This window comes from Bradyrhizobium sp. CIAT3101, from assembly GCF_029714945.1.
Taxonomy (GTDB): domain Bacteria; phylum Pseudomonadota; class Alphaproteobacteria; order Rhizobiales; family Xanthobacteraceae; genus Bradyrhizobium.
Genome location: NZ_CP121634.1, coordinates 7,619,628 through 7,646,173, shown reverse-complemented (window position 1 = coordinate 7,646,173; position 26,546 = coordinate 7,619,628). Strand labels below are relative to the sequence as shown.

The following is a 26,546-nucleotide window of genomic DNA, read 5'->3' as shown; positions in this document are numbered from 1 at the left end:
GCAATGACGCGCCTGCCTCTGCCACCCTCGCTCTATGCCGACACCGCCGTTGCGCCGGTGGCCACGCCGCCGCTCGATGCGGACAAGACCGTCTCCGTCGCGATCGTCGGGGGCGGCTATACGGGGCTTTCCACGGCGCTGCATCTGGCGGAACAAGGCGTCGAGGCGCTGGTGCTGGAGGCGCAGGAGCCGGGCTGGGGCGCGTCGGGCAACAATGGCGGCCACACCAATCCCGGCCTGAAGCACGATCCCGATCAGATCGAGGCCGATTTCGGCGCTGAGCTCGGCCGCCGCATGATCGAGTTCTCCTACGGCACGACGAACTTCACGCATGATCTGATCCGCCGTTACCAGATCCCGTGCGAGGCGCGGCAGAACGGCACGCTGCGCGCGGCCTATAACGAGGCCAGCGCCGCCGCGATCGAAAAGACCGCGCAGCAATGCATCCGCCGCGGCATGCCGGTGTCGTATCTGAACCGCGAGCAGCTGCGCGAAATGACCGGAACGGATCGCTACATCGGCGCTATGCTGGATAGCCGCGGTGGCGACCTGCATCCGCTCAGCTATGCCCGCGGCCTCGCGCGGGCCGCGATCTCGGCGGGGGCCAAAGTCTACGGCGAGACGCCGGCGCTGTCGCTCCGGCGCGACGGCAGAAGCTGGCGCATCGAGACGCCGCGCGCGGTGGTCCATGCCGACAAGGTGTTGCTTGCAACCAACGGCTTTACGGACGATCTCTGGCCGGCGCTCCGTCGCACCATCGTGCCGGTGTTTTCATCGATCGCCGCCACCGCGCCGCTCTCGGACGACGTCGCGCGCGCTATCATGCCGACGCGGCCCGTCCTCTACGAGAGCGGCCACATCACGGTCTATTACCGCATCGATCAGAACAACCGTCTGCTGATGGGCGGCCGCGGGCCGATGCGCTGGATCAACTCGCCGAACGACGTCGCCTATCTCATCCGCTACGCCGAGCGGTTGTGGCCGCAGCTCAAGGGCGTGGCCTGGACCCATGGCTGGAACAGCCGGCTCGCGATCACCAAGGATCATTATCCGCATGTGCATGAGCCCGCGGAGGACATCCTGATCTCGCTCGGCTGCAACGGTCGCGGCGTGGCGCTCTCAACCGCGATGGGTGCGCAGCTCGCGCGCCGTCTGATCGGTGGTACCAAGGCCGAGATCGACATGCCCGTTACCGGCATCAAGCCGATCGCGATGCATGCGTTCTGGCCGGTCGGCGTGACGACCGCGGTGATCACCGGCCGCGTGCGCGACCGGCTCGGCATATGAAGAGGGCGCCGCTCGATGAGAGAGCGACGCCTTGCATGATCTACAGATTGAATGTCAGCAGCGACCCTGCTTCCACAGGCCGGGCGGGCACCCGTGACCGCGCCAGCCGACCTTGCGGCCATGCGACCATCCGGGCGGCGTGCCGTGATGATGATGGCCCATTCCGTGACCATGGCCACCGTGTCCGTGCCCATGTCCGCCCCGGGCCAGTGCGGGACTGGTAAGTGTGAGGCCGGCTGCGACGATCAGCGATGCCGCCAGCGCAAATTTCTTCATAAAGGTCCTCCATCGGGATGAGCGCACTTGCCCGTTCAACAAACTGACCGCGCGCGGCTAAGTTCCCGGAGAATGTGGAGTAGTCGTGACGCTCGCTGAGATGCACGGGCATACGTTAACTCAACGCATGCTAGCGCCGTCGCGCGTCTGTCGTTGCGTCGCCGTCGCCAACTCGCATCGTTGGCTGATGGCGGCTCAGTCCTCCGCCACCGCGTCGGCCCAGGGCTGGAAGATGTCGACCGCGCCGGAATTGACATCGTCGGCGCGCATCACCACGCTTGGGCAGGCGAATTTCTGCGGCAGAGTCTGCACCTGCGTTTCCTCGTAGTTGAAGCGCGCAGCCAGCGTCTTGCGTACGTCCGCCGGCAGCCGGGCGTCGCCGATCACGATCGCGCCTTCGCTGGCGTCGATGCGTGGCTGGTGAATGGCGGCATCGAGATCCATGCCAAAGTCCATCGCAAAGGAGACGAGTTGCATCACCGACGGCAGGATGCGGCGGCCGCCGGAGGCGCCGACTGCGAGGCGCTTGCCGTCCTTGGTTTCGGCAATGACGGGCGTGTAGTTACAGAGGCAGCGCTTGCCGGGTGCGAGCGAGTTCGTCGTGCCGGGGGTCGGATCGAACCACATGATGCCGTTGTTCATGGCGATGCCGGTGTGCGGCGTCACGTATTTCGAGCCAAAGGACGAGAGTAGCGTCTGCGTCACTGCCGCGATATTGCCGTGGCGGTCGACCACGGAGAAATGCGTTGTGCAGGCGGGCGCGAGATATTCGGCGCCGAGCGAGCGCTTGCCGGCGGCATCGCCCATGTCCTTGAGCCGTTCGCGGAACGCCGCCTGAAGAGCAAGCGCATATTCGGTATAGGCGGCTGAATCCGGCGCGCTCGCCGGCTTCAGGCCTTGCTGCAACAATCGCAACGCATGGGCCATCGTCGGGCCGGCCGTGAGCTCTGGCGTCGCATACACCTTGCCGTCGCGATAGGGGATTGCCAACGGCTCGCGCAGGTGCGCGCGGAACGCGGCGAGATCCTCCACCGACAGCGAACCGCCGTCCGCCCTGATGTCGGATGCGATGCTCTTGGCGAGATCGCCCTGGTAGAAATCGCGGGGTCCGGCGTCGGCGAGATGCGACAGCGTCGCCTTGAGCGTGTCCTGCGGAAGCCGGATCTGGGACTTGATGCCCCATGGTGGGCTCGGGGGCAGGCCGTCCTTCAGGAATGCTGCTGCACTCGCCGGATAGCGCCGGAGATCGGCGGCCGACGCGGTGATCGTCAGCGCGGTCCACCAATCGACCAGCAGGCCTTCGCTGGCAAGCGCGGCAGCCGGCGCGACAAGATCCTTCCACGGCATCTTGGCGTAGCGGCGATGAGCCTCCTCCATGCCGGCGACGACGCCGGGCACGGCGATCGAACCGGGGCCGTGGATGTTGCGGTCGTCCTTCACCCGCGGCCAGGGAAACAGATCGGAGGCAGCGCCTTCCCCGCTGAGTGGATAGTCGGCGGTACGCAGGCTCTGCGGCGCACACATGCCGTAGTCGATCACCTCAGTGCGATTTTCCTTGGCGCGGTAGAGCACCATCGCGCCGCCGCCACCGATGCCGCTGTTCCAGGGCTCCAGAACGTTCAGCGCAAAGGTGGTCGCCACGATCGCGTCGACGCAATCGCCGCCCGCTGCCAGCACCTGCGCGCCCACCTCGGCCGCCCGCCGCGACTGCGAGGCGACGATGCCGCCCTTGGAGGAGACGGCGGGCTTGCGGACGGTTTGGTTGAGGCTGAACTGATGAGGCATGATGTCGGTGAACTCTGTCTTCGGTTGTCTTCTGGATTCAGTGTCTTGGCTTCGTTGCGCCGACGTCGAAGCTCCGCAATTGGCGGAGCGCGCGAAGAATGGCACATTGCCGGCAACGAGAACATCGAAAGGGAGACGCGGCATGGCAGGTGTGAAACAGGCGCGGGATGGGGCCGTCGGGATCTTGACGCTCGACGAGCCGGCAAGCCTGAACGCAATGACGCCGGACCTGCTCGGCGCGCTTGCCGCCGCCGTCGTCGAGATGAGTGGGGATGAGGAGGTCCGTACGCTGGTCCTCACCGGCACTGGGCGTGGTTTTTGCTCAGGACAGAATTTGAAGGCGGCCGGAGCGCTGGGCGATGACCTCGCAGCCGGCGTGATGCGCTTCTACTGGCCCGCCTTCAAGGCGCTGCGCGAATGCCGCGTGCCTGTCGTCGTTGCCGTCAACGGTGTCGCAGCCGGCGGCGGCTTCAGTCTGGCGATGGCCGGCGACATGATTGTTGCGGCGCGCTCAGCTAGTTTTATTCAAGTCTTCAGCCGTATCGCGCTGGTGCCTGATCTCGGCTCGACCTGGCTGCTGCCTAGGCTGATCGGCCGCCAGCGCGCGCTCGAGCTGATGCTCTTGAACGAGCCGCTCACGGCCGAGCGTGCCCAGGAGATCGGCCTGGTGCGGCAGGTCGTCGACGACGCGAAGCTGATGGAGGAGGCGTTGACGCTGGCGCGCCGTCTCGCCGATGGCCCGACCCGCGCGCTGGTCGCGACCCGCGCCCTGGTCGAGGAGAGCGAGCACACCAGCTACGAGGCGCAATTCCGCCGCGAGATCGAGCTTCAAGCCACGATCCGCACAAGCGCCGACGCCGTCGAAGGCCGCAAGGCCTTCGTCGAGAAGCGCAAGGCGAAGTTCACGGGGAGGTGACTCTGTCTCCGCGCCGTCATGGCCGGGCTTGTCCCGCCTGCGCGGCCGAAGCCGCTTCGGCGAGGCGTAAGCCCGGGCATCCACGTCTCGCCGGCCTCAAAACGTAGATGGCCGGGACAAGCCCGGCCATGACGTCGAAGAGATCGAGATCAGCGGCGAAGCCGCAGGACTCAGAGCCCGCGGTGTAACCGGCTGGCCTGATACTTGGCGTGCCATTTCGGTCCAGGTCCGCGCATGTAGTGCAACTCGGGGCGATAGGGGGTGCCGGCGATACGCATCAGCTTCTGCCATTTGGTGGCGACGAAGGCGAAGGGCTGGCGGAACAGGGTCAAGGAAGCGAACAGCATGACATCACCTCAATGCGGCTTGCCGAGCATGGCGGTGAAGGGGAGATCGAAAAGATCCTCGCCGTCGGAGCCGCTGACATGGATCACCCAGTCGCGCCAGTCTTCAGCACCGGGCGTCTGAATCATTGAATGCATGATCTGGGCGGCGCGGTCGCGCGCTTCGGTCAGGCTGGAGACCGCGGCACCATTGCGATCGATCAGCGTGCCGTCGGTGTTCGAGCAGTGAAAATAGACCTGGACCATATGCGCCTCCTGTGGGGAGCGGACGGGACGGCAAATGGATACCACCCGACGTCTTCGCGAAATATTCGGGGCGAGCCCGGTAAGGGAATCTACGGAGATTGGTCGGCACGAAGAGCCCTGCGGGTTTGATCACAGGCGGGTGATGTTCAACTGGACGGCGCCTGGTGGGCATGGAACAACCTTCGACCGAAATCCGGGAGGCGGCTGTGAATCATCTCACATTTCAGGTTGGACGCCGAAGCTTGTGCGTGGGTGTCTTCGCCTTCGCGGCGGTCCTGCTCGGCTTTGCCTCGCTGGCTGCGTCCGATTCCGTGAGGAAAAGCGGCTACGCGGTGGGACCGGAGACCTGCGGCAGCGGCGATCTCGCCTTTCCCAGGGTCCAGATCGACATGAAGGCCGGCTTTTGCGCCGGCCTCGTCGCCAGCGAAGAGGATCATCTGAAATTTCCGCGGTCGATCATCCAGCTGCCAGGTCGTGACCTGTTCGTGGTCGCCGACATGGGCGGCTGGGGCCATACCGATGGCCGGCTGCTGCTGCTCGATCCCCACGCCGCCGGCGGCCAGCGGTTCAAGGAGCTCCTGACCGGGGTCGAATATCCGTTCGGCCTGGTGATCGGTCCGGACAAGAAGCTCTACGCCTCGACCGCGGAGACCATCTTCCGCTTCGATCCGCTCGCGGGCAACCCGCGCGGTACGGTCGAGACCGTCATCCGTCACATGCCGGGCCGCCGCATCACGCTGCCGGATGGGACGAAGCTCGACGAGTCCGCGCATCCGCTCAAGCAGTTCGTGTTCGATCGCAACGGGCGGCTCTTCGTCAATGTCGGCGCCCACAGCGACGATTGCATCACGCCGGCGCCGATCACGAGGCCTTGCGCGGCAGCAGAAGGTGCTTCCGCCATGGCCGCGATCTGGCTGTTCACGCCGCCTTCAGGCGGTGTCTTCCCGGCGTTGAAGCCGAATGATCCCGATCCCGCTCACACGATCTACGCGCGGGGCCTGCGCAACTCGATGGCGCTGGCGCTGCACCCGAACTTTCCCGATGCCGGTTACGCGTTCCTGCAAGGCGAGAACGGCCGCGATCTGCCCGATATCTTCAAGCCGAACGAGGAGATCAACGCGATCGAGCAGGGCAGGCATTATGGCTGGCCCTATTGTTTTGATCTCTCGACGCCGAGTCCCGAGTTCAGGCTCGTGCTGCAATCCGGCGTCTATAAATCCCTTTGCACGGCGAACGCGCTTTACAAGCAGCCGTTCTCGCTCATGCCCCCACACGGCGCGCCGCTCGCGATGCTGTATTATCACGGCGCCAAATTTCCGGAGCTGGAAGGCAAGCTGCTGGTTGGCCTGCACGGCTATCGCCCGACCGGCAGCCGCGTGCTGATCTACGACGTCGACGACCATGGTTTTCCAAAACCCGCGCCGGCGCCGGTGCGCTACCATGTCAGCTGTGCCGCCGATCCGACCCATAACTTTCAGACCGACGCGGGAGATGTGGCTGCGGCGCCGTTCGAGGAGTTGATCGCCGGCTGGCATCGCGTCAATGGTGCGCGCCCGCAAGGCGCGCCGGTCGGCATGACGGTCGCGGAGGATGGTGCGATCTGGCTGGTCGAGGACAAGAATCAGACGATCATCCGCATAGACCGCGCTGCGGGCGAACCACCGCCGCCGCTGCCCTGCGACACGCGCAGCCAGGCTCTGATCGACCAGCTCGCCGCGTTCGTCGCCAAGGATGCGCAAAACAAGATCCGGCTCACCACGCTGCGCAAGAACCTCGTCGAAAAGCATTGCGTCGGCTGCCACTCCGATTTCGGTCTGAAGGCGGGGCAGTCGGATGCCGACAAGGATGCGACCGTGCTCCGTTTCATGCTGTCGCAGGATGGCTGGATCTATCCGGGCGATCCGCAGTCCGGCAAGCTGCGGACGCGGCTGCGCGGCATTGGCGCGGAGAAGCTGATGCCGCCGGGCGGCGAGAACCTGCCGAAGACTGAGCCCGGTTATGCGGCTCTGCTCACGACCGCGGATCTGCTCGTCGCGAAAATGGTTCCGGGAACGCGGATGCTCGTCAAGTTGGGCTTGCCGCAGCGCAAATTCTTTAGCAAGACGAACAAGGAATGCGGCGAAATACCGGCCGCCAAGGTCGTTGTCGTGACACAAAGGAACGCTGTAGACAAACCGGGCTTCAGCCGATTCTTCCGGCCGGCCGATCCTTACTTGAATGGCGAATGCAGCGACGACGATGGCTATTACATCCGGCAGGAATTTCTGGTGCCTGTGCAGTAGCATCCTGCTCGCCGTCGCCACGCCGCTCGTCGCAGCCGAGACGAAGCTGTTCGAAAGCGTGCAGGTGACGCCGGCCAGCGAATACACGTTCGGCATCGAAGGGCCTGCCGCCGATCTCGATGGCAACCTCTTCGTCGTCAATTTCGGCAAGCCCGGCACCATCGGCCGATTGCCCGCAGGTGGTACGGCTTCGGAGGCCTTCACGACGCTTCCCGAGGGCAGCGTCGGCAACGCCATCCGCTTCGATCGCAACGGCACGATGTTCATCGCCGACTACAAGAAGCACAACATCTTCGCGATCTCCAAGGGTAGCTCCGAGCCCGTCGTCTGGTTTCACTCCGACGAGATGAACCAGCCCAACGACATCACCATCGCCCGCGACGGCACGATCTATGCGAGCGATCCGAACTGGAAGGGCCGGGAAGGCCACGTCTGGCGCATTGCGAAAGCCGCCGATGGCACGGTGCAGGGACAGGTCATGTCGGCTCCGCGCGCGATGGGCACCACCAACGGCATCGATCTCAGCCCCGACGGCAGCACGCTCTATGTCGGCGAGTCCAACAATGGCCAGATCTGGTCATACGCGATCCGCGGCAATGAGCTCACCGACGCAAAGCCCGTCAAGGCATTCCAGCCCGACACCATCGATGGCCTGCGCACCGATGTCGCCGGCCGCCTCTACGTCGCGCGCATTCTCAAGGGGACGATCGCGCTGATGAAGCCCAATGGCGCGGTCGAGCGCGAGATCGCGCTGAAGGGCAAAGAGCCGACCAATCTCGCCTTCGGCGGTAGCGACGGCAAGACAATCTTCGTCACCCAACGCCAGGGCGGCTTTATCGAATCCTTCCGCGCCGACCACGAGGGTCGCGAGCACTGCCTTCAGCGCGGACGCTGCTGAGCGCCTCACGGGCGGTCTGCTTCCGGCGCAGAGAGGTCGGCATTCTTCTTGCTTGCATCCGACCGCCGCAGGCATCAAGACATCTGTGGCATTATCGAAGACGCGACCACGGAGTGTTGAGTGAAAGCCGTCCATACCGAACTGCACCGCAGCCACGATCCGCAATTCTTCCTGGTCCGCGGCGTCGTCAAGCGCACCACCGAGCAGCCCGAGCGCGCTGACCGCCTGCTCAAGGGCCTGAAGGACGGCAAGCATCAACTGGTCGAGCCGACGACATTCGGCCAGGGTCCGCGCGCGCGCATTCACAGCCCGGAATATCTGTCGTTCCTGAGTGAGGCCTGGGATGCCTGGACGGCGCTCGGCGATTCCGGCCCGGAGATGATCGGCAACATCCATCCCGTGCGCCATGCCGCGACCTATCCGACCCATATCGTCGGCAAGCTGGGCTGGCACACCGCCGATACCGCCGCGCCGATCGGCCCGGGCACCTGGGCCGCGGCCTGCGCCGCGACGGACGTCGCGGTCACCGCCGCGCAAATGGTGATGGACGGCGAGGATGCGACCTACGCGCTGTGCCGTCCGCCCGGCCATCACGCCTATCGCGACATGGCCGGCGGCTTCTGCTTCCTCAACAACAGCGCGATTGCCGCGGCACATCTGCGGCTCAAGCATGAGCGCGTCGTCATCCTCGACGTGGACGTGCATCACGGCAACGGCACGCAAGGCATCTTCTACGACCGGCCGGACGTCTACACGATCTCGATCCACGCCGATCCGACCGCGTACTATCCCTTCGTGTGGGGCTATGCGCATGAGCGCGGCGAGGGTCCCGGTCTCGGCACCAATCTCAACATTCCGTTGGCGATCGGCACAGGCGACGACGGCTACATCCAGGCGATGGATCTCGCGCGCAAGGCGATCGAATCCTTTGCGCCCGGCGCCCTCGTCATCGCGCTCGGCCTCGATGCCTCCGAGCACGATCCGCTGAAGGGCCTCGCCGTCACCACGCCCGGCTTCCGCCGCATCGGCCAGGCCATCGCGAAGCTGGGCCTGCCGACCGTGTTCGTGCAGGAAGGCGGCTATCTCTCGGATATCCTCGGAGCCAACCTGACCTCGGTGCTGGCGGGATTCGAAGAGGCGCGGTGAAGCGCGTTCTCCACCTCTCCCTGTAGGAACGGGGAGAGGGAGAAGACGCACCTAGTCCTTGAACAGGATCTGCTCCAGCAAATCCATCCGCATGATCCGGATGGTGCTGCCCTCGATGGCGATGATGCGGCGGTTCTGGAAGCGCTTGAGCATCATCGTAACCCATTGCCGCGTCGAGCCGACCATGGCCGCGATCTGGTCATGGGTGATCTTGCGGTTGATGACGATGGTGTCGGCGTCGGCAATGCCGTGCAGCTCCGACAAAGTGAGCAGGAACTGCGCCAGCCGCTCGATCACCGATCGCGTGCCGAGGATTTGCGCCATTGAGGAATAGCATTTGCCCTTGGCGATGAGGCCGTCGATCAGCGCCAGCGCGAATTGCGGCATGCCGGTCAGGAGCTTCTCGAGCGCCGGGCCGGAGAGCGTTGTGATCTCGCAGGCGTCGATGGCGATGCCGGACCACATGTGGACGCCGCCGCCGGAGATCTCCGGACCGCCGATGAAATGTCCCGGCGTCCAATAGGCGAGTGTGATCTCACGACCCGACGGTGCCGTATAGTAGACCCGCACCTGGCCGCGGCGGATGATGAAGATGCCGTCATGGCCGTCACCCTGGCTGAACACCATCTCGCCCTGTGGCACCGTGATCGTGCGGCCGGCTGCGTGCACGCGCGCCTGTTCCGACGCCGACAGGCGATCAAGGAAATGCGCGCCGGCATTCAAGCCGTCGATCGTCTCGCTCATGAACAGCGCCGAGCTCGTGCTCTTCGTGCGCGTGATGCGGGACCGCCGCGGCTTCTCGCGGCCAGGCCAGTCGAACCGCGCACCTGCATGTTGCCGTTCGGCGAAAGCGGCAGGCGCGGTTGCGGCAGCTTCCTTGAGAATGGTCATCGCAATCCTGAGCTCGACGAAGTCTTGCGACTAGGTAAGAGCGGCAATGGTACGATGTCCATCTCTTTGCGATCGTTCCAGATCACTTAGCAAAGCTTGATATGTGCGCCGAGCGGAGGCGAAACGATTTCTCTGCCGATCGCATCGTCCTGAGAAAATTCTTTGCGTCGTCGCGCGACGGAATCATGACGCGGGCGCGCCCCTCGGTGGCGATGCAAGTAATTGCTTCAAGGGTTGTGTTGCGCCTTCGATAGTGCCGACCAGCGTTGCTGCCGGTACGCGACCGGCCTGCCGAGGACAGTTCGATGATCGATTTCAGCTCTTTGAGACTCAGTGTGGCCGTCATGGTCATGACCGTCGCGATGTTCGGACCGTCGCAGGCGGAGACGATCCGGGTTGCGGTCGGGACGCAGGATACGACCATCAATTGCGCGACCGGCGGGCTGCTCATCCGCGAGCTCAAGCTGCTGGAAAAATTCCTGCCCCATGACGGCAAGTACAAGGATGTGACCTACGACATCCAGTGGAAGAACTTTACCAGCGGCGCGCCGCTCACCAACGAGATGGTCGCCGGCAAGCTCGATTTCGGCGCGATGGCGGATTTTCCGGGCTCGCTGAATGGCGTCGCGTTCCAGAAGGCAGGGCGTCGCAGCCTCTTCATCAGCGTGCTGTCCGGCAGCACCAAGGGCAGCGGCAACGGCATCGTGGTGCCGTCGAGTTCGCCGGTGCAGTCGCTCGACGAGCTCAAGGGCAAAACCATCTCCGTTCCCTTTGCCTCGACCTCGCACGGCATGCTGCTCCGCGCCATCGAGGCCAAGGGCTGGAATCCCGAGACCGACGTCAACATCATCACGCAGGCGCCGGAAGTTGCCGGCCCGGCCTTGCAGGCCAACAAGATCGAGGCGCATGCCGACTTCGTTCCGTTCGCCGAGCTGTTTCCCTGGCGCGGCTTCGCGCGCAAGATCTTTGACGGCGCGCAGGCCAACGCCCCGACGTTCCATGGTTCACTGGTCGACGCCGAATATGCCGAGAAATATCCGGAGATCGTCATCGCCTATTTGCGCGCGGCAATCGAGGCGGATCGCCTGATCGCGGAGGAGCCGGAGAAATACAGCGAATTGATCGCGAAGGTGACCGGCATCGAGGCCGAGGTCGATTATCTCTTTCACGGACCGCTCGGGCTTCAGACCCGCGACATCACCTGGAAGCCGGAATATCGCCAGGCCGTTGCGACCTCGATCAAGACGTTGAAGCTGCTCAAGCGCGCGGACAGCGATCTCGATATCAACCAGTTCGTTACCGACAAGTACATTCGCGTTGCGGCCGCGCAGGCCGGCCGCGATTACGACGCCGGGTTGAAAAATTATGCGCAGCTTCCGCTTCGCGCCAAGGACGCGGCGACGGGCACCGAGATCAGCGACTTCAGCCGCGTCGCACAGATCTGGGTCAAGGATGAGCCGCGCGTGCGCCACTACGCCTCGCCCGAGAACGCGCTGAAGGCGCTCGCCGGACTCGAGAAGGACGGCAAGGCCATCCGCGTCGTCTATGCACAGGATCGCGAAAGCGGCATCAAGCTGTTCGCAAACCAGGCGTGGTTCGTGCGATCCCAAAGCGGTGAGCTGAGTGCGTTCCTGCTCAAGGACGGGGCCGAGCGCTGGTCGAAGCAGCATGGCGGGACGGTGCTCGATTTCGCCGCTGCGCGCGAATCCCTCGGCGCGAGCCGGTAAGACCATGGCGATCGCTTCGCGGACGCGGTCTGCGGGCATCCGATGGGTGGTCCGCGGCCTTTCCATCCTGGCCTGCATCGCGCTGTGGCAGGCCGCATCGGTGACGCATCTCAATCTGGGGATCGTCACCTTCCGCAACGTGCCGCCGCCGGTCGAGGTGGTCGAATCCGCTGCCGCGCTGTCTCGTTCGCCGAAGCTGGCGGCGCACATCACCAGCAGCCTCGGGCGTGTGTTCGCGGGCTACGGGGCGGCGGTGGTGATTGGCGTGATCCTCGGCTTTGCGATCGGCCGGTCGCGCGCCGCGAGTGACCTCCTGCTGCCGCCGCTGGAATTGCTGCGGCCGATTCCGGCGGTGGCGTGGATACCGCTGTCGATCCTGATCTTTCCGTCCTCCGAACTCTCGATGATCTACATCACCTTTATCGGCGCCCTGTTTCCGATCGTGCTCAACACTGTCCACGGTGTTGCCAATGTCGACCGCCGGCTGGTCGCGTCCGCGCGCAGCCTGGGCGCGGGAGAGTTGGCAATCCTGAAGGAGGTGGTGCTGCCGGATGCCGCGCCCAGCATCGTCACCGGGCTTGCGATCGGGATGGGCACCTCGTGGTTCTGCCTTGTCACCGCCGAGATGATCTCGGGCCAGTTCGGCATCGGCTATTACACCTGGGAGGCCTACACGCTCCAGAATTATGCCGACATCATCGTGGGCATGCTGATCATCGGCTTGCTCGGGATGGGCTCCAGCTGGCTGTTGACGACGGCCGGACGGCTCGCGATGCCCTGGCGCAGTCCGAAGGTGGCGCGATGAACATTCGGGTCGCGGATATCGGCACGCAAAACGTCGGCCGTATCGACTTCGCCGATGTCTCGATTTCGCTCGGAGTGGGGAGCGATGCGTTCGAGGCGGTGAGCGGGCTCGATGTCTCGGTCTCGCCGGGTGAACTCGTCTGCATTCTCGGCCCGTCCGGCTGCGGCAAGTCCACGCTGCTGGGTGCGCTGGCCGGACATCTGCCGATCACGGCGGGCCGGCTCACAGTCGACGGACAGAAGGTCGTGGGACCGAGCCCGGACCGCGGCATGGTGTTTCAGCAGCACACATTGTTTCCGTGGAAACGGGTGCGGGACAACGTGGCCTTCGGCCCGAAGATGCGCGGCATCGCCCGCGCCGAGCGCGACCGCGCGGCGGATGCGATCCTGGATCTTGTCGGCCTATCCGGCTTCGAGGCGTTTTATCCGGCGCAGCTGTCGGGGGGCATGCAGCAGCGCGTCGAGATCGCGCGGGTTCTTATCAACCAGCCGCGGGTGCTGCTGATGGACGAGCCCTTCAGCGCGCTCGACGCGCAGACGCGCGGCATGATGCAGGAGGTCCTGCTCGAAATCTGGGGCAAGATCCCGACGACCACGGTGTTCGTCACCCACGACATCGACGAGGCACTGTTCCTTGCCGACCGCATCGTCGTGATGAGTGCAAGACCAGGCCGGGTGATCGAGGATATCGTGCTGCCGTTTGCGCGGCCGCGAAGCCAGGATCTCGTCACCGAACCCGAGTTCGTTCGGCTGAAGCGTCATGTCATGCAGCTTCTGCGGCGGCCGGAAGGCCGCGAGCCACTGGCGCGACTGAGCCCGCTCGGCGTGCCGAGCTAGAACAATCCACTTGCGCTGAGCGCCTTGCAGACGTGCTGCATCTCGGTCTCGTCCGCGACCGTGTCGAGCATGATCGTGGTCAGGCCCTTTGCGGCAAATTCCTTCAGCTTCACGCCGATCTCGGCATAGCTGCCGACGAGATAGGGGCAGTCGGCCTGGAAGGTGAGGTAGGGCAGCAGCCAATAGCCGTTGTCCTGGAGCTCGCCGTTCTGGCCCTCATACAAGCGCCGCTTCCACACGGAATCGGAGTTCTCCACCGTGAGCGCGAGCAGCTCGCGGTCATCAGGGTTGTCGCGGAAGCGGGCCTTCGCCGCCTGCCGCGCTTCCTCTCTGCTGTCGCGCGCGAAGATGCCGAAATTCATGCCGGGGGCGTTGAGACCGTGATCGAGGTCGGGCGGCAGCATCTGCATCTTGATGCAGCCGGTCTCCGCGGCAACGCGCTGTGCCGCATCCGATTGCCCCGCGATCAAGAATTCCGGCATCAGCTCGGCCGGCAGGCGCGGGCGCAATTGCAAATTGCTGGCACGATAGAATCGGCCATCGACATTGACCGGGCGTGGGCTCACGAGCAACTGGCGCATCAGCGCGACGAACTCGCCGAGCCGGACGTAGCGGTCGGCATGCGACTGCTCGTCGCCCAACCCCTGCAAATCGCTGATCGCGGTGCCCGTGATCATGTTGAGATAGATCTTGCGGCCGTAGAGCTGCGCAAAGGACGACACGAACTTCGCCGCCGTGAACGGGTGCATGTAGACCGGATTGACCGCGATCAGCGGCGAAGATCGCGTGGTCGCGGCCAGGATGTGCTGGGCCATGGCCCAGGGCTCGACGAAGACGTCATTGCCCTCGAACAGCAGGATGCCTTCAAAGCCATTGCGGTCGGCGAACTCGGCCACCCGCATCAACTCGCCGACATATTTTTGGGGATCGCGGTTGCGCGAAATCGCGGGAAAGACGCGCAGCCGCGCCGGCATTATTCCGCCGCTTCCTGGAGCGGCCAGGCGTTGCGGGTGATGCGAAGGCCGCCGGCCGCGCGCGATCCGTCGGCAATCGCCAGGCGATGCGAGGGCGAGGGCGAGCACAGAGAGAAGCGCCAGCCTGCGGGATCGTCGGAGATATCGGGCTTGAAGCTGATCTCGATCGCCTCCCGCGACACCTGCATCGCGAACGCGTCGAGCGGCAAATTGAGTCCAAAACCCCTGGCTTTCAGATAAGCTTCCTTCAGCGTCCAATAGTCGAAGAAGCGCTCGATCGCGGCCGGCTCCGGCAGGGTGCGCAGCGTCTCGACCTCTTCCGGCGCAAAGAAGCGAAGCGCGGTGGAGAGCGGCGCGACGCGCCGCGACACCGTCTCGACGTCGACGCCGACGGTCTCGTGCTTCGACACGACGCAAGCCACGCAGCCGTCGGCATGGGACAGGCTGAAATGCAGGGCCGTCGAAGTCGCAGGCGCCGCGACAAAGGGCCGCCCGTAACGGCCGGTCGAAAACGACCAGTCGGTTGGTTCGACCTCGGGGGCCGCGTGCGAGAGCGCCATGCGCAACATCGCGTGCGCGAAGATGTATTGCCGCTGATGCCGCTCGAACATGAAGCGGTCGGCGCGGATCCGTTCGTCGACCGAGAGCAGCCGCCGGCACGCTGCAACCGCGCCCGGCGTGTCGATGCTCTCGATCAGTCCGACAAACAGTTCGATTTCGTCGTCTGCCATCAATTGGGCCCATAGTGTCAGGCGGAGGCCAAATCCGGCCCTGACCGAAGAATCAACCGAGCAGGAAGCAACTGCGCAGACCGCTTCTAGCGGTCCACCCAGGCAAATTCTTGTCGATTGCTGGCCGGTTTACAGGCGCAAGCTTGTGCGAGACCCCAACTCGACAGGCGAGCGGCCAAAAATTGGAAATGAAATTGAAGATTCGTGCGGCGTCCCGGCCGACGAGTCTTACTTTTTCTTCTTGGACTTCTTCGCCCCGCCCAGCGTCGCAAGGCTGGCATCGACGTCCTTCAGCGCGGACTGGAGCTTCTTCCTCTCAGCGGTCAGAAGCTTTTGCAGGGCCTTGCGGTCCTTGTCGCTCAGTGAGGTACCCTTGGTAAATTTGATGAAACCCATAATGGCACTCCCCCGGTTGAAAATAATCGTCCAAATCAAAACGCGAGAATAATCTTGCGCGGCAAGCGCCAAAGAATCAAGATGCAACTTGATCATTCACAGCTTTGGCGAGTGAACCCACGTTCGGCGTGGGCCAACAGCCGGTCATGCCGCCCGGCGATGGAGCAATCGGTCGAGCGGCGTATTGGGCTGGACCACGGCCGCCGCCAGCAGCGCGACGAGATCCTCCATCCACGCGCCGACCATCGCGCCGTCGAGCAAGTCGTCTTTATAATTGCACGAACCTGTGATCCCGGTCGGGCGCTCCTTGAGCATCAGCGATAGCCAGGTCTGGTCGACCGGCAGCACCGGCTGCCCCTCGCGCGCGACGTTTCCGATCGATCGCACCGCGACATTGGGCAGGTCGAGCGGCTGGCGCAGCGGATTTTGCAGAGTGAAATAGACCTGGAGCAGCGATGCCGGATCGACGCGCTCCTGCTCCAAGTGGTCGGCCAGAATGTTGAACGGCAGCTCCTGCCGGGCATGCGCCTCCAGCACGCCGTGGCGCACCCGGCCCAAGGCCTGCGTGAACGACAGATCCGGCGTGATTCGGCTGCGGACGATCACCGTGTTTTCGAACGGACCCACGATCCCTTCGGTGTCCGGCTGGGCGCGATTGGCCATGGCGGTGGCGACCGCAATGTCCGTCCGTCCGGTTCGCGACAGCAGCAGGGCCTTGAGGCCGGTCAGCAGGCACATGAACAGCGTGGCGTTGTGCTGTCGCGCATAGGCCGTGAGCCGGGCGACCAGCTCGCGCTCCAGACTGAGCGGATGATGGCCGGTCGACGCGCCCGGCCGCGCTTCGCCGTCAAACAGGGGGGCCGATCCGCGCAAAGTCTCGGTCCAGTCGGCGGCCTGGCGGCGGGCCGCTTCCGTGCCGCACCACCAGCGCTGCCAGCGTGCGACGTCGGAGAACGCCAGCGGCATCTTCGGCAGGGGCGGCGACGGATGGCCTGCGAGCGCGGCGTAGCGGTTGGACAGTTCCTCGAACAGCACGCCGATCGACCAGCCATCGGCGATGGCGTGATGCAGCGTCAGCAGCAGGATGTGATCCTCGGCGTGCAGCCGCAGCAGCCGCGCCCGTAGCAGCGGCGCCCGGGCGGCGTCGACCGGGGCATAGGTTTCCTGTGCGATCAGAAGCTCGATCTTCTTCTGCTCAAGCGCCTTGCGGCGCTTGTTATTGTGAGGACGCCCGTCGCCGATGGTCTCGACGGTCAGGACCGGACCGAGCGTGGCCGGCGCGACGATGCGGCTGACCGGCTCCTCGCCGGTCCAGCCGAACGCCGTGCGCAGCGATTCGTGGCGGCGCACGATGTCGTCGATAGCCTGCGCCAGTATGCGCGGATCGATCGGGCCCTCGAGGTGGAAAGCGAAGGGCAGGTTGAACAGCGGCAGATCGGGCAGGCTCTGCTCGATCCGCATCATCTGGTCCTGCGCGATCGACAGCGTGGGCGGTCCGCGATCGGCCAGGCGTGGCACGCCGGCCGCGGGCTTTTGCGGTTTCGTGGCGACGGCCTCATCGACCCGCCGGGCGAGCTCTTCGATCGTCGGCGCCTCGAAGATGGTCTTGATCGGCAGCGAGACCCCGAGCGCGCGGGCCACACGCGCCATCGCCTGGCCGGCGAGCAGGGAATGGCCGCCGAGGTCGAAGAAATTGTCGGTAACACTGATGCTCTCGACCTTCAGCAGATCGATCCAGATGTCGGACAGCACCTTCTCGGTGAAGCGGCGGGCCGGCACAGTGGCTTCAGTCCCGGCGCTCTCCTGTTGCGCCGGCGCCAGCAGGGCGGAGCGATCGAGCTTGCCGTGGGCGTTGAGCGGTACCTGATCCAGGAACAGGAAGGCTGACGGGATCGCATGAACAGGCAGCCGGCTCTTGAGGAAGTCGCGCAGCTCGCTGGCGCTGATCTGGCTACCGGCCCTGGCGACGACATGGGCGATCAGCCTGATATCGCCATTGGCGTCGCGGCGTGGCTCGACGATGCCGGCGCGCACGCTTGCGTGGTCGCCAAGCGCAGCCTCGATCTCTTTGAGCTCGATGCGATAGCCCCGGACCTTGACCTGAAGGTCGGCGCGACCGAGGCATTCGACCGTCCCGTCGGCGCGGCGGCGGGCGAGGTCGCCGGTGCGGTACAGCCGTGCACCTTGCTGACGTGCGAATGGATCGGGGATGAAGCGCTGCCGGCTTTGCGCGGGATCGTTGACATAGCCGCGGCCGACGCCGGCGCCGCCGATGCAGAGCTCGCCGACCACGCCGATCGGCTGCGGCTCCAGATTGGCGTCGAGCACATGGAGCTGGGTGTTGGGTAGCGGTGCGCCGACCGGGACATTGGTCGTCGTCGTGGCCGGCGCCTTGGTCAGCCGGTGCAGCGAGACGTCGTCGGAACATTCCGAGGCGCCGTAGGCGTTGATCAGCGGTACCTTCGGGCAGCGGGCGAACCAGGCGCGGCAGAGTTCGACCGGCAGCGGCTCGCCGGTCGAGATCAGGAGCCGCAGCTTCGCAAACGCGCGCGCCATCGGCGCCTCGTCGAGGCGTTCGAGGATCACGCGGAGCAGCGAGGGAACGATCTCGAGCACGGTGATACCCTCGCGTTCGATCTCCCGCGCCAGCAGGATCGGATCCTGTGCGACCGAATTGCCGCAGACGTGGACGCGTGCGCCGACCATGGGAGCGGCGAGGAACTGCCAGACCGAGATCACAAAGCTCTGCGGCGCAGTCTGCGCGATCACGTCCTTGCGCGTGAGGCCGAGCTCGGCGATCAGCGACGCCAGATGGTTGGACAGCCCGCGCTGCTCGATCATGACGCCCTTCGGTGCGCCTGATGAGCCGGACGTGTAGATGAGATAGGCAAGGCTCGCGGCTGCGCGCCGCGCCGCGCGTGCCGGCTTGGTCGATTCCAGCGCGCCCGCATCCTCGATCTCGGCGACCTGGATTCGCGCGACCAGCGGCTCGAGCAGCGCGTCGACCATGGCGGACTGCGCGCGCCCCGTCAGCAGCACGCTTGCGCAGCTTGATCCGAGGATCGTTGCGAGCCTCGCCGGTGGCTGCTCGGGGTCGAGGTTCAGGAAGGCCGCGCCCACGCGTTGCATCGCGATCATCGCCGCGAGCAGGTCAGGCCCGCGATCGGCCAGCAGCGCGACGACTGTCTCTGCGCCGATGCCCTCGCGGGCAAGCCAGCGTGCGATCGCCTGGCTGCGGCGCGCCAGCTCGCGATAGCTCAGCGACAGGCGTCCGTCGGATATCGCCAGGGTATTCGGCGTCTTCTTCGCCTGCCGCTCGAAGCGTTCGCAGACATTGCCGCGCGTGGTGAAATTGGCCGGCCGGCCTTTTGTCGGCAGCAGCCGGCGGTCGGCGTCGGTGAGCAGCGGCAGGCGCGAGATGCGCTGCTCGGGATTGGCGATGGCAGCCTTGAGCAGCGTCTTGAACTGATCGGCCATGCCCTCGATCGTCAGCGCGTCGAACAGATCGGTGGCGTACTCGAAGAAGCCGGTGAAGCGACCCTCGGCCTCGACCAGCTCGAGCGTGATGTCGAAGCGCGCGACCTTCGGGTCGACCTCCAACCGGCGCGTCGACAGGCCGGCAAAGCTTGCCGCCTCGATCGATGCGTTCTGGAGGATGAACATGATCCGGAACAGCGGATTGCCGTCGCTCCTTCGCGCGATCTGCAACGCGCGCAGGACCTCCTCGATCGGAAGGTCCTGGTTGCGATAGGCATCGAGCGTGACCTGGCGCACCCGCCGCAGCATCTCCCCGAACGTCGGATCGCCGCCGAAATCGTTGCGCAGGATCAGCGTATTGGCAAACAACCCGATCAGCCGCTCGCTTTCGATCTGGTTGCGGTTCGCGATCAGAGAGCCCGTCGCGACATCCTCGTGCCCGGTATGGCGGAACAGCAGGCACTGGAACACCGCGAGCAGCGTCATGAACGGCGTCACGCCCTGGTCCTGGCTCAGCGCGCGAATGTCGGCCGAAAGTGTCTTTGGGAATTCGAAATAGTGCCGGGCGCCGTGACCGCTCCAGACGTCCGGCCGCGGCCGGTCGGTCCGCAGCGGCAGCGTGGTGACGCCGTCGAGCTTCGACCGCCAGTAGTCGAGCTGATCCTTCGCCGCCGGTGTCTGTGCCCAGCTCTGCTGCCAGCGCGCAAAATCGCGATACTGGAATCCGGGCGAGGGCAGCAGCGTCGTCGCATCCTCTTTGCGCGCGACGGAATATCCGGCGGCGAGCGCCTCCCAGAACAGCCGCTGTGACCAGCCATCGGTGACGAGGTGATGGATATTGACCACCAGCGCATGGCTGGACTTGTCGAACGAGAGCAGAGTGACCTTCAGCGGCGGCTCGAAGGCGAGATCGAACGGATATTGCGCCAGCTTGAGCGCCTCGCGCCTGACGACCGCAAGCCGTCGGTGCGGAGGGCAGGGTCTCAGCTTGATCCGTTCGAACTGCGGCGCCGCCTCGAGCGCGCGCTGCGCGGGCTCGCCCTCGCGTTCGACGAAGACCGAGCGCAGCGCCTCGTGGCGCGCGCAGATCGCGGCGAGGCTCGCCTGAAGCGCAGCGATATCGACCTGCCCCTTGAGCAGGGCGACTTCGACCACGTTATAATTGTAGTGCGTCGGATCGAGCCGCGAGAGCACATACATCCGCTGCTGCTGGAACGACAGCGGCGCGTCGCCTTCGGACATCTCCGGGCGCCATGCCGGCAGCATCGTGTCGCGATGCGCCGTGGTCTCGAGCCGCGCGGCAAGTGCGCCGACCGTGGCGCAATCAAAAATGTCCTCGAACGAGAAGTCGACGTTGAAACGCTCGCGCAGGCGCGAGCGCATCTGTGTGACCGCGAGCGAGTCCGCACCGAGCGCAAAGACGTCCTGGTCGACGCCTAGTCTCGGAAGCTCCAGAAGATTGGCCCAGATCTCCGCGAGCCGGGTCTCCAGATCGTTGCGCGGCAGCTGCGTCTCGTCGTCATCATGAGACGGCGAAATCAGCTCGGCCAGCGCGTTGCGCTTGACCTTGCCGCTGGCCCCCTTCGGCAGCGCCGTCACGCTGCGGATCAGGCTTGGCACCTTGTAGGCGGCGAGACGTTTGCGCGCGAACTGGCGCAGCTGGTCGGAGGTCGCCTCGGAATTGTCGCGCAGCACCACGACCGCGGCGACGTTCTCGCCGAGCTTGGCGTGGGGAACGGCGAAGACGCCGGCTTCCAGCACCGCCGGATGGGCCAGCAGCACCTCTTCCACCTCCAGCGGCGAGACCTTCTGGCCACCGCGGTTGATGACGTCCTTGATGCGGCCGACGATGAAGAGATAGCCGTCGGCATCGAGATAGCCGAGATCGCCGGTCCGGAACCAGCCGTCGCGAAACGCGGCCTGCGTCGCGGCATCGTCATTATAATAGCCGCGGCTCATGTTGGCTCCGCGCAGCATGATCTCGCCACGCTCGCCGCTTGCAAGCGCGCGGCCTGTCTCGTCCATGATCGCGATCTCGGGACCCGCGGCGCGGCCGACCGATCCGATCTTGCGCAGCTCGAACGGATTGGCGGCAATCTGCGAGGCCGCTTCGGTCATGCCGTAGGTTTCCAGCACGGGCACGCCGAACATCGTCTCCAGCCCGTTGAGGATCGCGGGCGCAAGCGAGGACGAGGCCGAGCGGATCACGCGCAGCGACGACGCGCGGGCGCGCTCCGGATTGGCTTCCGCGGCCGTCAGCAGCGCGCGATGAATCGTCGGCACCGCCGTGTACCAGGTCGGTTGCAGGTCTCGCATCCAGCCGAAGAAAGAAGGTGCGTCGAAGCCGCCGGTCGCGATCACGCTGGAGCCGGCCGCGAGCGCGGTCAGGAGGCCGGAGATCAGGCCATGGGCGTGAAACAGCGGCAGGGCATTGAGCAGGCGATCCTGCGACGTGAGCGACAGCACACGGCCGGCATTTTGCGCGGAGAGACACACATTGCGATGCGTCAGCGGCACCATTTTCGGCCGCGCCGCCGTACCTGATGTCAGCAGGATAAAGGCGTCGTCCTCGGCACGCGCGAGGCCGCTTGCGCTCGCCGGACCGATCATCGGACCGATGAACTCGCAGCCGCCGAGATCCGCCTCGGGTCCTGGAACAAAGTCGATCATCGCGATATCGAGCGCCCTGGCGACGTCACGACTTGGTGAGTTCATATCGGCTCGGGTGACCAGTGCCGTCAGCTTCAGCTCGCTGAAATAGCGCTGCAGTTCATCCGCCGTCAGGTCCGGGTTGACGGGGACGCAGGCACAGCTCGATGCGACCGCGATCAGAGCGAGGGCGCTGTCGGCGCCGCGCGGCAGTGCAACAGCAATCCGGTCGCCAGGTGCCATGCCGAGCCCGCGCAGCGTTTGGACCAGATGCGCGATCCCGGCGCCGAGCGCTCCGTAGGTCAGAGGCGGCCGGCCAGGGGCGAGCAGGGCGGGGGCTGCCGGTATCGTTCGCGCGTAGAAGGCGAGTAGGCCGCCGATATGGGCAAACGTATCGGTTTCGGCGCCCGCGCTGGCCGATCCCCCTCCCGCCCCGGATGCAATCGCCGACAATGCCATTCCCTTTTGATCTGATTGGGCTATTCTTCCCAAGAGTTAGGGAACGCGTCCAGTCTGAGGTGAAGTTTTGGCCCCAAAATCTGTGGTTGAGGGACCTTAAGCCCTTCGGCGGGGAGAGTGTCGGGGCGGGATCACCATGCTGGAGAAAGAGCCGGAGACGGAAGTCGGATTGAAGCGTTGGCTCGAAGGGATCGGTCTCGGCCACTACACCGATCTGTTCGCGCAGCACCGCCTCGATCTCGACGTCATGGGCGACCTGACCGAGGCTGATCTTGCCGAGCTCGGATTGCCGCTCGGCGATCGCAAGCGGCTGCAGCGGGCGACCGCGTCGCTGTTCCAGGCAGAGGCGGCGGAGGTGCCGGCCGCGCCGGCGCACCCGCAGACCCGCGCCGAGGTCGGCGCCGAGCGCCGTCAGCTCACCACCATGTTCTGCGACATGGTGGATTCCACCGCGCTCTCCGCCCAGTTCGATCCGGAAGACGTGCGCGACATGATCGCGAGCTTTCGCGAGACCTGCGTGCGCGTGGTCAAGCATTACGAAGGCTTTGCCGCCCGCTTCGTCGGCGACGGCATTCTGGTCTATTTCGGCTACCCGACTGCGCATGAGGACGACGCCGAGCGCTCGGTGCGTGCCGGGCTCGAGATCGTGCGGGTGCTCTCGACGGCGCGCTCGATCGAGCCGCGCGGCGCGCTCAGCCACGCGCCCGCCGTCCGCATCGGCATCGCGACCGGCCTCGTCGTGGTCGGCGATCTCGTCGGTCAGGGCACCGAAGAGCGCGATTCCGCGGTCGGCGAGACCGTCAATCTGGCCGCACGTCTGCAGGCGCTGGCGCCGCCCAACGGCGTGGTCATCTCCTCCTCGACGCAGTCGTTGCTGAAGGGGAAGTTCGATTACCGCAATCTCGGCGCCCACGCACTGAAGGGCATCTCGGACAAGACCCAGGCCTGGCACGTCGTGCGCGCCACGCGGGTGGAGACCCGCTTTGCGGCCGCCATGGGCACGCGGCTGACCCCGCTCGTCAACCGCGAGGAGGAAATCGCGCTGCTGATGGGACGCTGGCAGCAGGTCAAGGAGGGCGACGGCCAGGTGGTCGTCAAGTTCGGTGAGCCCGGCATCGGCAAGTCGCGCATCATCCAGGAGATCTTTGAGCGGATCGCAGGCGACCGCCACGGACAGGTCTCGTTCCAGTGCTCGCCCTACTACACGTCCACTGCTTTTTATCCCTTCGTCGAACAGCTCAAGTTTTCTCTCGGCCTCGATCGCGAGGATGTGTCCGCGCTGTCGCTGGCGAGCCTGGAGAATGCGATCGCCGCCGCCCACGGCGATATCGAGCAGGTCACGCCGCTGTTTGCCGCGCTGCTGTCGATCCCGACCGGCGAGCGCTATCCGCCGCTCGACCTGTCGCCGCAACAGCAGAAGGACGCCACCGTCGCAGCGCTGGTCAACCACTTCCTCGGCCTCGCGCGCGAGATGCCAATGGTGATGGCCTTCGAGGATCTACACTGGATCGATCCGACCTCGCGCGAGGTGGTCGACCTCCTGGTCGACCGGGTGCAGAACCAGCCGATCCTGGCCATCATCACCGCGCGCTCCGAATTCCAACCGAGCTGGAACGCGCATTCGCACATCACCACGCTGGTGCTGAACCGGCTCAGCCGGCCGCTGCGCACCACGCTGGTCGAGCGCGTCGCCGGGCGCGAATTGCCCAAGGAGGTCGTCGAGGAGATCATCGTCAAGACCGACGGCGTGCCGCTGTTCCTGGAGGAGCTGACCAAGACGGTTCTCGAATCCAACCTCCTGACCGAGCGGCATGGCCGCTACGTGCTGTCGGGCCCGTGGCGGCAACTGGCGATTCCGGCGACCTTGACGGACTCGCTGATGGCGCGGCTCGACCGGATGGGACCGTTCAAGCGGATCGCGCAGATCGGCGCCACGATCGGCCGCGAGTTCTCCTACGAGACGCTGCATGCGGTCGCCAACACGCCGGCGGAGCAGATCGAGGCAGCGCTGACGCATCTCGAGGAGGCCGGCCTGATCACGCGGCGCGGCCATCCGCCGGATGCGCTCTACTCCTTCAAGCACGTGATGATCCAGAACGCGGCGCATGCCAGCCTGTTGCACAGCGAGCGGCGCAAGCTGCATGCGAGCATCGTGCAGGTGCTCGCCGAGATGTATCCGGAGAAGACCGAGCGCGAGCCGGAGCTGCTCGCCCATCATCTGACCGAGTCCGGCCAGAGCGAGGGCGCGGCGAGCTTCTGGCTCAAGGCCGGCAAGCAGGCGGCGAAGAGCGGCGCCAATCTCGAGGCGATCGGCCATCTGCGCCGCGGCTTGAGCGTCGTGCAGGCCAATGCGCGCATGCAGGGCGCCGACGAAATGGAGCTCGAGCTGCGCATCGCGCTCGGCAACGCGCTGATCGCCGCCAAGGGCTATGCCGTGCAGGAGGTCGAGGAGAACTACATCCGCGCCCTCGAACTCGGCCAGCAGCTGGACGATGACGAGAAGACCTTTGCCGCGACCCGCGGGCTCTGGGTCTGCCATTTCATCCGCGCCGATCTCACCCGTGCGCACGATCTCAGTGTCGAGCTGCTGAAATTCGCCAAGCGCGAGCGGTTGAACGAGGACGCGGCGCAACAGACCGGCTATCTGATCGAGGCGCACCGCTCGATCGCGATGACCATGCTCTATCGCGGGCGCTTCGCCGCCGCGCAGCATCATCTGCACCGCTGCATCGATCTCTACAGCCCCGATCTGCACTCCGACCTGATGGAGCGTCACGGCACCGACCCCGGCGTGGTTTCGCTGTCCTATCTCGGCTATCTCCTCTGGTTCCTCGGCCAGCCCGATGCGGCGCGCCAGCACAGCGAGCAGGCGATCCTGCTTGCGGAGAAGATCCGCCATCCGTTCTCGCTCGCCTTCGCCTTGGTGTTCGGCGCTTATCTCTGCCAGCATCTGCGCGATATCGAGGGTACGCGCGACCACGCCAACCGCGCCATGATCATCGCCACCGAGCACAATTTCCTGCACTGGAAGCAGCAGGCCGCGATCCTGCGCGGCTGGGCGCTGGCGCAACTCGGCGAGGCCGACGAGGGCATCAGCCAGATGCGGTTCGGCCTCGACGAATATGAGGCGATGGATTCCTGGCTTGCCGGCTGCTGGTTTCGCTGCCTGCTCGCGGAGGCCTATGCCAAGGTCGGCATGCGCGACGCCGCCTTGCGCGCGCTGGACGGTGCGCTCGCGACCGCGCGGCGGACCGGCGACCACTCCTACCTCGCCGAGGTCTATCGCCTGCAGGGCGAGATCACCTTGTCGGACGGCAATCCGGCCTCGGTGCAGGAGGCGGAGGATCTGTTTGGCCTGTCGCTCGAGACGGCGCGCAAGCAGGGCGCGCTGTCCTGGGAGCTCAGAACCGCCGTGAGCCTCGCGCGGCTGTCGCACGAGGCCGGCAAGCGCGAACATGCAAGCCTTTTGCTGGTGCCGATCGTCGGCAGGTTCAACGAGGGGTTTTTGACGCCGGACCTGAAGCTGGCCATGCAGCTCGTGCACGAGCTCGGTGGAGACACGCCGGCTCGTCCGCAGGCCGATCCGGTGAAATGAGCGATCTGCTCGCCGCCCGTGCGCGCTATGTCGAACTGATTGCGAAGCGCGAGCGGATATCCTCGCCGCGCCTGCTCTCGGCGCTGGCGACGATTCCGCGTGAAGAGTTTCTGGCGAAGGGGCCCTGGCGCATCAAGAGCGAGGCGGCGCGCAACTACCGGCTGACGCCTGACGCCGACCCCGTTCATCTCTACGACAATGTGCTGGTCGCGATCGATGCGCGCCGCAAGCTCGACACCGGACTGCCGAGCCTGTGGGCGCACTTTATCGATCTGCTCGACGTTGGACAGAAGGACCGCGTGGTCCAGATCGGTTGCGGGCTCGGCTATTTCTCCGCGATCCTGTCGGAGATCGTGGGCCCGAAGGGCAGGGTGCAGGCCATCGAGTGCGATGAGCGGCTCGCGGCGCGCGCCGCGGCCTATCTTCGCGCCTACGGGAATGTCGAGGTCATCAACGGCGACGGCTGCCGGGAAATCGGCGAGACGGCTGACGTCATCATCGTCCATGCCGGCTTCTCGCATCCGCATCCGCTCTGGCTTCAATCGCTCCGGCCCCGCGGCCGCCTGCTGGTGCCGCTGACGCAGCGGGACCGCGAAGGTGCCGCGCTCAAGATCACGCGCAAGGGCAAGGGATTCGAGGCCGAAGCGGTGCAGCAGATCCGGATCTTTCCCGGCCATGGCCGCGGCGTGACGGCGCTCGATGATCGCGTCGCCGACTGGTGGCAGCGGGCATCGTCGCTCGCGCCGCTGCGCTTTCGCGGCATCGCGCAGGGGCTGCCGTCGGACGGCTAAATTCGTTTCCGCGCCAGGACTGACACGTCCTCCCG

General features: G+C 65.5%; 20 protein-coding genes. 10 read left to right on the top strand and 10 right to left on the bottom strand.

The window, feature by feature from the left end:
* Window positions 1–3: 3 nt before the first annotated feature.
* A complete protein-coding gene (locus QA645_RS35640; RefSeq protein WP_283045897.1) occupies window positions 4–1,287 on the top strand; it encodes an FAD-binding oxidoreductase in 1,284 nt (427 codons plus the stop codon).
* Window positions 1,288–1,341: 54 nt separating this feature from the next.
* Here the strand turns inward: QA645_RS35640 and QA645_RS35635 are convergent, their stop codons facing one another.
* A complete protein-coding gene (locus QA645_RS35635; protein ID WP_283045896.1) occupies window positions 1,342–1,563 on the bottom strand; it encodes a sulfur globule protein precursor in 222 nt (73 codons plus the stop codon).
* 195 nt (window positions 1,564–1,758) lie between these two features.
* On the bottom strand, window positions 1,759–3,348 hold the full coding sequence (locus tag QA645_RS35630; protein ID WP_283045895.1) for a gamma-glutamyltransferase: 1,590 nt from the start codon (window positions 3,346–3,348) through the stop codon (window positions 1,759–1,761).
* A 142-nt stretch (window positions 3,349–3,490) separates the two neighbouring features.
* Here QA645_RS35630 and QA645_RS35625 point away from each other — a divergent pair, with 142 nt between their 5' ends.
* Complete coding sequence (locus QA645_RS35625) at window positions 3,491–4,264, top strand: enoyl-CoA hydratase-related protein (protein WP_283045894.1); 774 nt, start codon at window positions 3,491–3,493, stop codon at window positions 4,262–4,264.
* Window positions 4,265–4,434: 170 nt separating this feature from the next.
* On the opposite strand, the gene QA645_RS35620 is transcribed toward QA645_RS35625, so the two are convergent.
* Both QA645_RS35620 and QA645_RS35615 read right to left on the bottom strand, forming a co-directional pair.
* Window positions 4,435–4,611 (bottom strand): hypothetical protein, encoded by a 177-nt coding sequence (locus QA645_RS35620; protein WP_283045893.1) that lies wholly within the window; start codon window positions 4,609–4,611, stop codon window positions 4,435–4,437.
* Between the two features lie 9 nt (window positions 4,612–4,620).
* Window positions 4,621–4,854, bottom strand: coding sequence for a hypothetical protein (locus QA645_RS35615; RefSeq protein WP_254129043.1), 234 nt, complete (start codon window positions 4,852–4,854; stop codon window positions 4,621–4,623).
* Window positions 4,855–5,060: 206 nt separating this feature from the next.
* On the opposite strand from QA645_RS35615, the gene QA645_RS35610 reads away from it, so the two are divergent.
* From QA645_RS35610 to QA645_RS35600, 3 genes are all read left to right on the top strand, one after another.
* A complete protein-coding gene (locus QA645_RS35610) occupies window positions 5,061–7,136 on the top strand; it encodes a PQQ-dependent sugar dehydrogenase (protein WP_283045892.1) in 2,076 nt (691 codons plus the stop codon).
* Window positions 7,093–8,034: an SMP-30/gluconolactonase/LRE family protein gene (locus QA645_RS35605; protein ID WP_283045891.1), complete on the top strand. Its 942-nt coding sequence runs from the start codon at window positions 7,093–7,095 to the stop codon at window positions 8,032–8,034. The genes QA645_RS35610 and QA645_RS35605 overlap by 44 nt, the downstream gene beginning before the upstream one ends.
* Before the next feature lie 120 nt (window positions 8,035–8,154).
* Entirely contained in the window at window positions 8,155–9,180 is a 1,026-nt protein-coding gene (locus tag QA645_RS35600) for a histone deacetylase family protein (protein WP_283045890.1), read from the top strand.
* Window positions 9,181–9,231: 51 nt separating this feature from the next.
* Here the strand turns inward: QA645_RS35600 and QA645_RS35595 are convergent, their stop codons facing one another.
* Window positions 9,232–10,071, bottom strand: a complete 840-nt coding sequence (locus QA645_RS35595; protein ID WP_283045888.1) for a Crp/Fnr family transcriptional regulator — start codon at window positions 10,069–10,071, stop codon at window positions 9,232–9,234.
* An 82-nt stretch (window positions 10,072–10,153) separates the two neighbouring features.
* Complete coding sequence (locus QA645_RS35590; RefSeq protein ID WP_254129047.1) at window positions 10,154–10,423, bottom strand: hypothetical protein; 270 nt, start codon at window positions 10,421–10,423, stop codon at window positions 10,154–10,156.
* Here QA645_RS35590 and QA645_RS35585 point away from each other — a divergent pair.
* Genes QA645_RS35585 through QA645_RS35575 form a run of 3 tightly spaced genes read left to right on the top strand, consistent with a single transcriptional unit; the run spans window position 10,416 to window position 13,439 of the window.
* Window positions 10,416–11,798: an ABC transporter substrate-binding protein gene (locus tag QA645_RS35585; RefSeq protein ID WP_283045884.1), complete on the top strand. Its 1,383-nt coding sequence runs from the start codon at window positions 10,416–10,418 to the stop codon at window positions 11,796–11,798. The two genes, QA645_RS35590 and QA645_RS35585, sit on opposite strands and share 8 nt — an antisense overlap.
* Window positions 11,799–11,802: 4 nt before the next feature.
* Window positions 11,803–12,603, top strand: coding sequence for an ABC transporter permease (locus QA645_RS35580; protein WP_283045882.1), 801 nt, complete (start codon window positions 11,803–11,805; stop codon window positions 12,601–12,603).
* Complete coding sequence (locus tag QA645_RS35575; protein ID WP_283045881.1) at window positions 12,600–13,439, top strand: ABC transporter ATP-binding protein; 840 nt, start codon at window positions 12,600–12,602, stop codon at window positions 13,437–13,439. The genes QA645_RS35580 and QA645_RS35575 overlap by 4 nt, the downstream gene beginning before the upstream one ends.
* Here QA645_RS35575 and QA645_RS35570 read toward each other — a convergent pair.
* The 4 genes from QA645_RS35570 to QA645_RS35555 all read right to left on the bottom strand — a co-directional run bounded on the left by QA645_RS35570 (window position 13,436) and on the right by QA645_RS35555 (window position 22,125).
* Window positions 13,436–14,416, bottom strand: coding sequence for an LLM class flavin-dependent oxidoreductase (locus QA645_RS35570; RefSeq protein ID WP_283053480.1), 981 nt, complete (start codon window positions 14,414–14,416; stop codon window positions 13,436–13,438). The genes QA645_RS35575 and QA645_RS35570 overlap by 4 nt on opposite strands.
* Complete coding sequence (locus tag QA645_RS35565) at window positions 14,413–15,144, bottom strand: 4'-phosphopantetheinyl transferase superfamily protein (RefSeq protein ID WP_254192158.1); 732 nt, start codon at window positions 15,142–15,144, stop codon at window positions 14,413–14,415. The genes QA645_RS35570 and QA645_RS35565 overlap by 4 nt, the downstream gene beginning before the upstream one ends.
* Before the next feature lie 228 nt (window positions 15,145–15,372).
* Window positions 15,373–15,636, bottom strand: coding sequence for a hypothetical protein (locus tag QA645_RS35560; protein ID WP_254129051.1), 264 nt, complete (start codon window positions 15,634–15,636; stop codon window positions 15,373–15,375).
* Window positions 15,637–15,684: 48 nt separating this feature from the next.
* Entirely contained in the window at window positions 15,685–22,125 is a 6,441-nt protein-coding gene (locus QA645_RS35555; protein ID WP_283045878.1) for a non-ribosomal peptide synthetase, read from the bottom strand.
* A 136-nt stretch (window positions 22,126–22,261) separates the two neighbouring features.
* Here QA645_RS35555 and QA645_RS35550 point away from each other — a divergent pair, with 136 nt between their 5' ends.
* A complete protein-coding gene (locus QA645_RS35550; protein ID WP_283045876.1) occupies window positions 22,262–25,720 on the top strand; it encodes an AAA family ATPase in 3,459 nt (1,152 codons plus the stop codon).
* Complete coding sequence (locus QA645_RS35545) at window positions 25,717–26,511, top strand: rRNA adenine N-6-methyltransferase family protein (RefSeq protein WP_283045874.1); 795 nt, start codon at window positions 25,717–25,719, stop codon at window positions 26,509–26,511. Before QA645_RS35550 ends, QA645_RS35545 begins: the two co-directional genes overlap by 4 nt.
* The last annotated feature ends 35 nt before the right edge of the window (window positions 26,512–26,546 follow it).

Coding starts and splice junctions, on each gene's coding strand:
- QA645_RS35605 (WP_283045891.1), top strand. CDS start 7,093: ATGGCTATTACATCCGGCAGGAATTTCTGGTGCCTGTGCAGTAGCATC.
- QA645_RS35560 (WP_254129051.1), bottom strand. CDS start 15,636: ATGATCAAGTTGCATCTTGATTCTTTGGCGCTTGCCGCGCAAGATTAT.
- QA645_RS35585 (WP_283045884.1), top strand. CDS start 10,416: ATGGTCATGACCGTCGCGATGTTCGGACCGTCGCAGGCGGAGACGATC.
- QA645_RS35625 (WP_283045894.1), top strand. CDS start 3,491: ATGGCAGGTGTGAAACAGGCGCGGGATGGGGCCGTCGGGATCTTGACG.
- QA645_RS35630 (WP_283045895.1), bottom strand. CDS start 3,348: ATGCCTCATCAGTTCAGCCTCAACCAAACCGTCCGCAAGCCCGCCGTC.
- QA645_RS35580 (WP_283045882.1), top strand. CDS start 11,803: ATGGCGATCGCTTCGCGGACGCGGTCTGCGGGCATCCGATGGGTGGTC.
- QA645_RS35550 (WP_283045876.1), top strand. CDS start 22,262: ATGCTGGAGAAAGAGCCGGAGACGGAAGTCGGATTGAAGCGTTGGCTC.
- QA645_RS35615 (WP_254129043.1), bottom strand. CDS start 4,854: ATGGTCCAGGTCTATTTTCACTGCTCGAACACCGACGGCACGCTGATC.
- QA645_RS35620 (WP_283045893.1), bottom strand. CDS start 4,611: ATGCTGTTCGCTTCCTTGACCCTGTTCCGCCAGCCCTTCGCCTTCGTC.
- QA645_RS35595 (WP_283045888.1), bottom strand. CDS start 10,071: ATGACCATTCTCAAGGAAGCTGCCGCAACCGCGCCTGCCGCTTTCGCC.
- QA645_RS35635 (WP_283045896.1), bottom strand. CDS start 1,563: ATGAAGAAATTTGCGCTGGCGGCATCGCTGATCGTCGCAGCCGGCCTC.
- QA645_RS35590 (WP_254129047.1), bottom strand. CDS start 10,423: ATGACCATGACGGCCACACTGAGTCTCAAAGAGCTGAAATCGATCATC.
- QA645_RS35565 (WP_254192158.1), bottom strand. CDS start 15,144: ATGGCAGACGACGAAATCGAACTGTTTGTCGGACTGATCGAGAGCATC.
- QA645_RS35555 (WP_283045878.1), bottom strand. CDS start 22,125: ATGGCATTGTCGGCGATTGCATCCGGGGCGGGAGGGGGATCGGCCAGC.
- QA645_RS35575 (WP_283045881.1), top strand. CDS start 12,600: ATGAACATTCGGGTCGCGGATATCGGCACGCAAAACGTCGGCCGTATC.
- QA645_RS35640 (WP_283045897.1), top strand. CDS start 4: ATGACGCGCCTGCCTCTGCCACCCTCGCTCTATGCCGACACCGCCGTT.
- QA645_RS35545 (WP_283045874.1), top strand. CDS start 25,717: ATGAGCGATCTGCTCGCCGCCCGTGCGCGCTATGTCGAACTGATTGCG.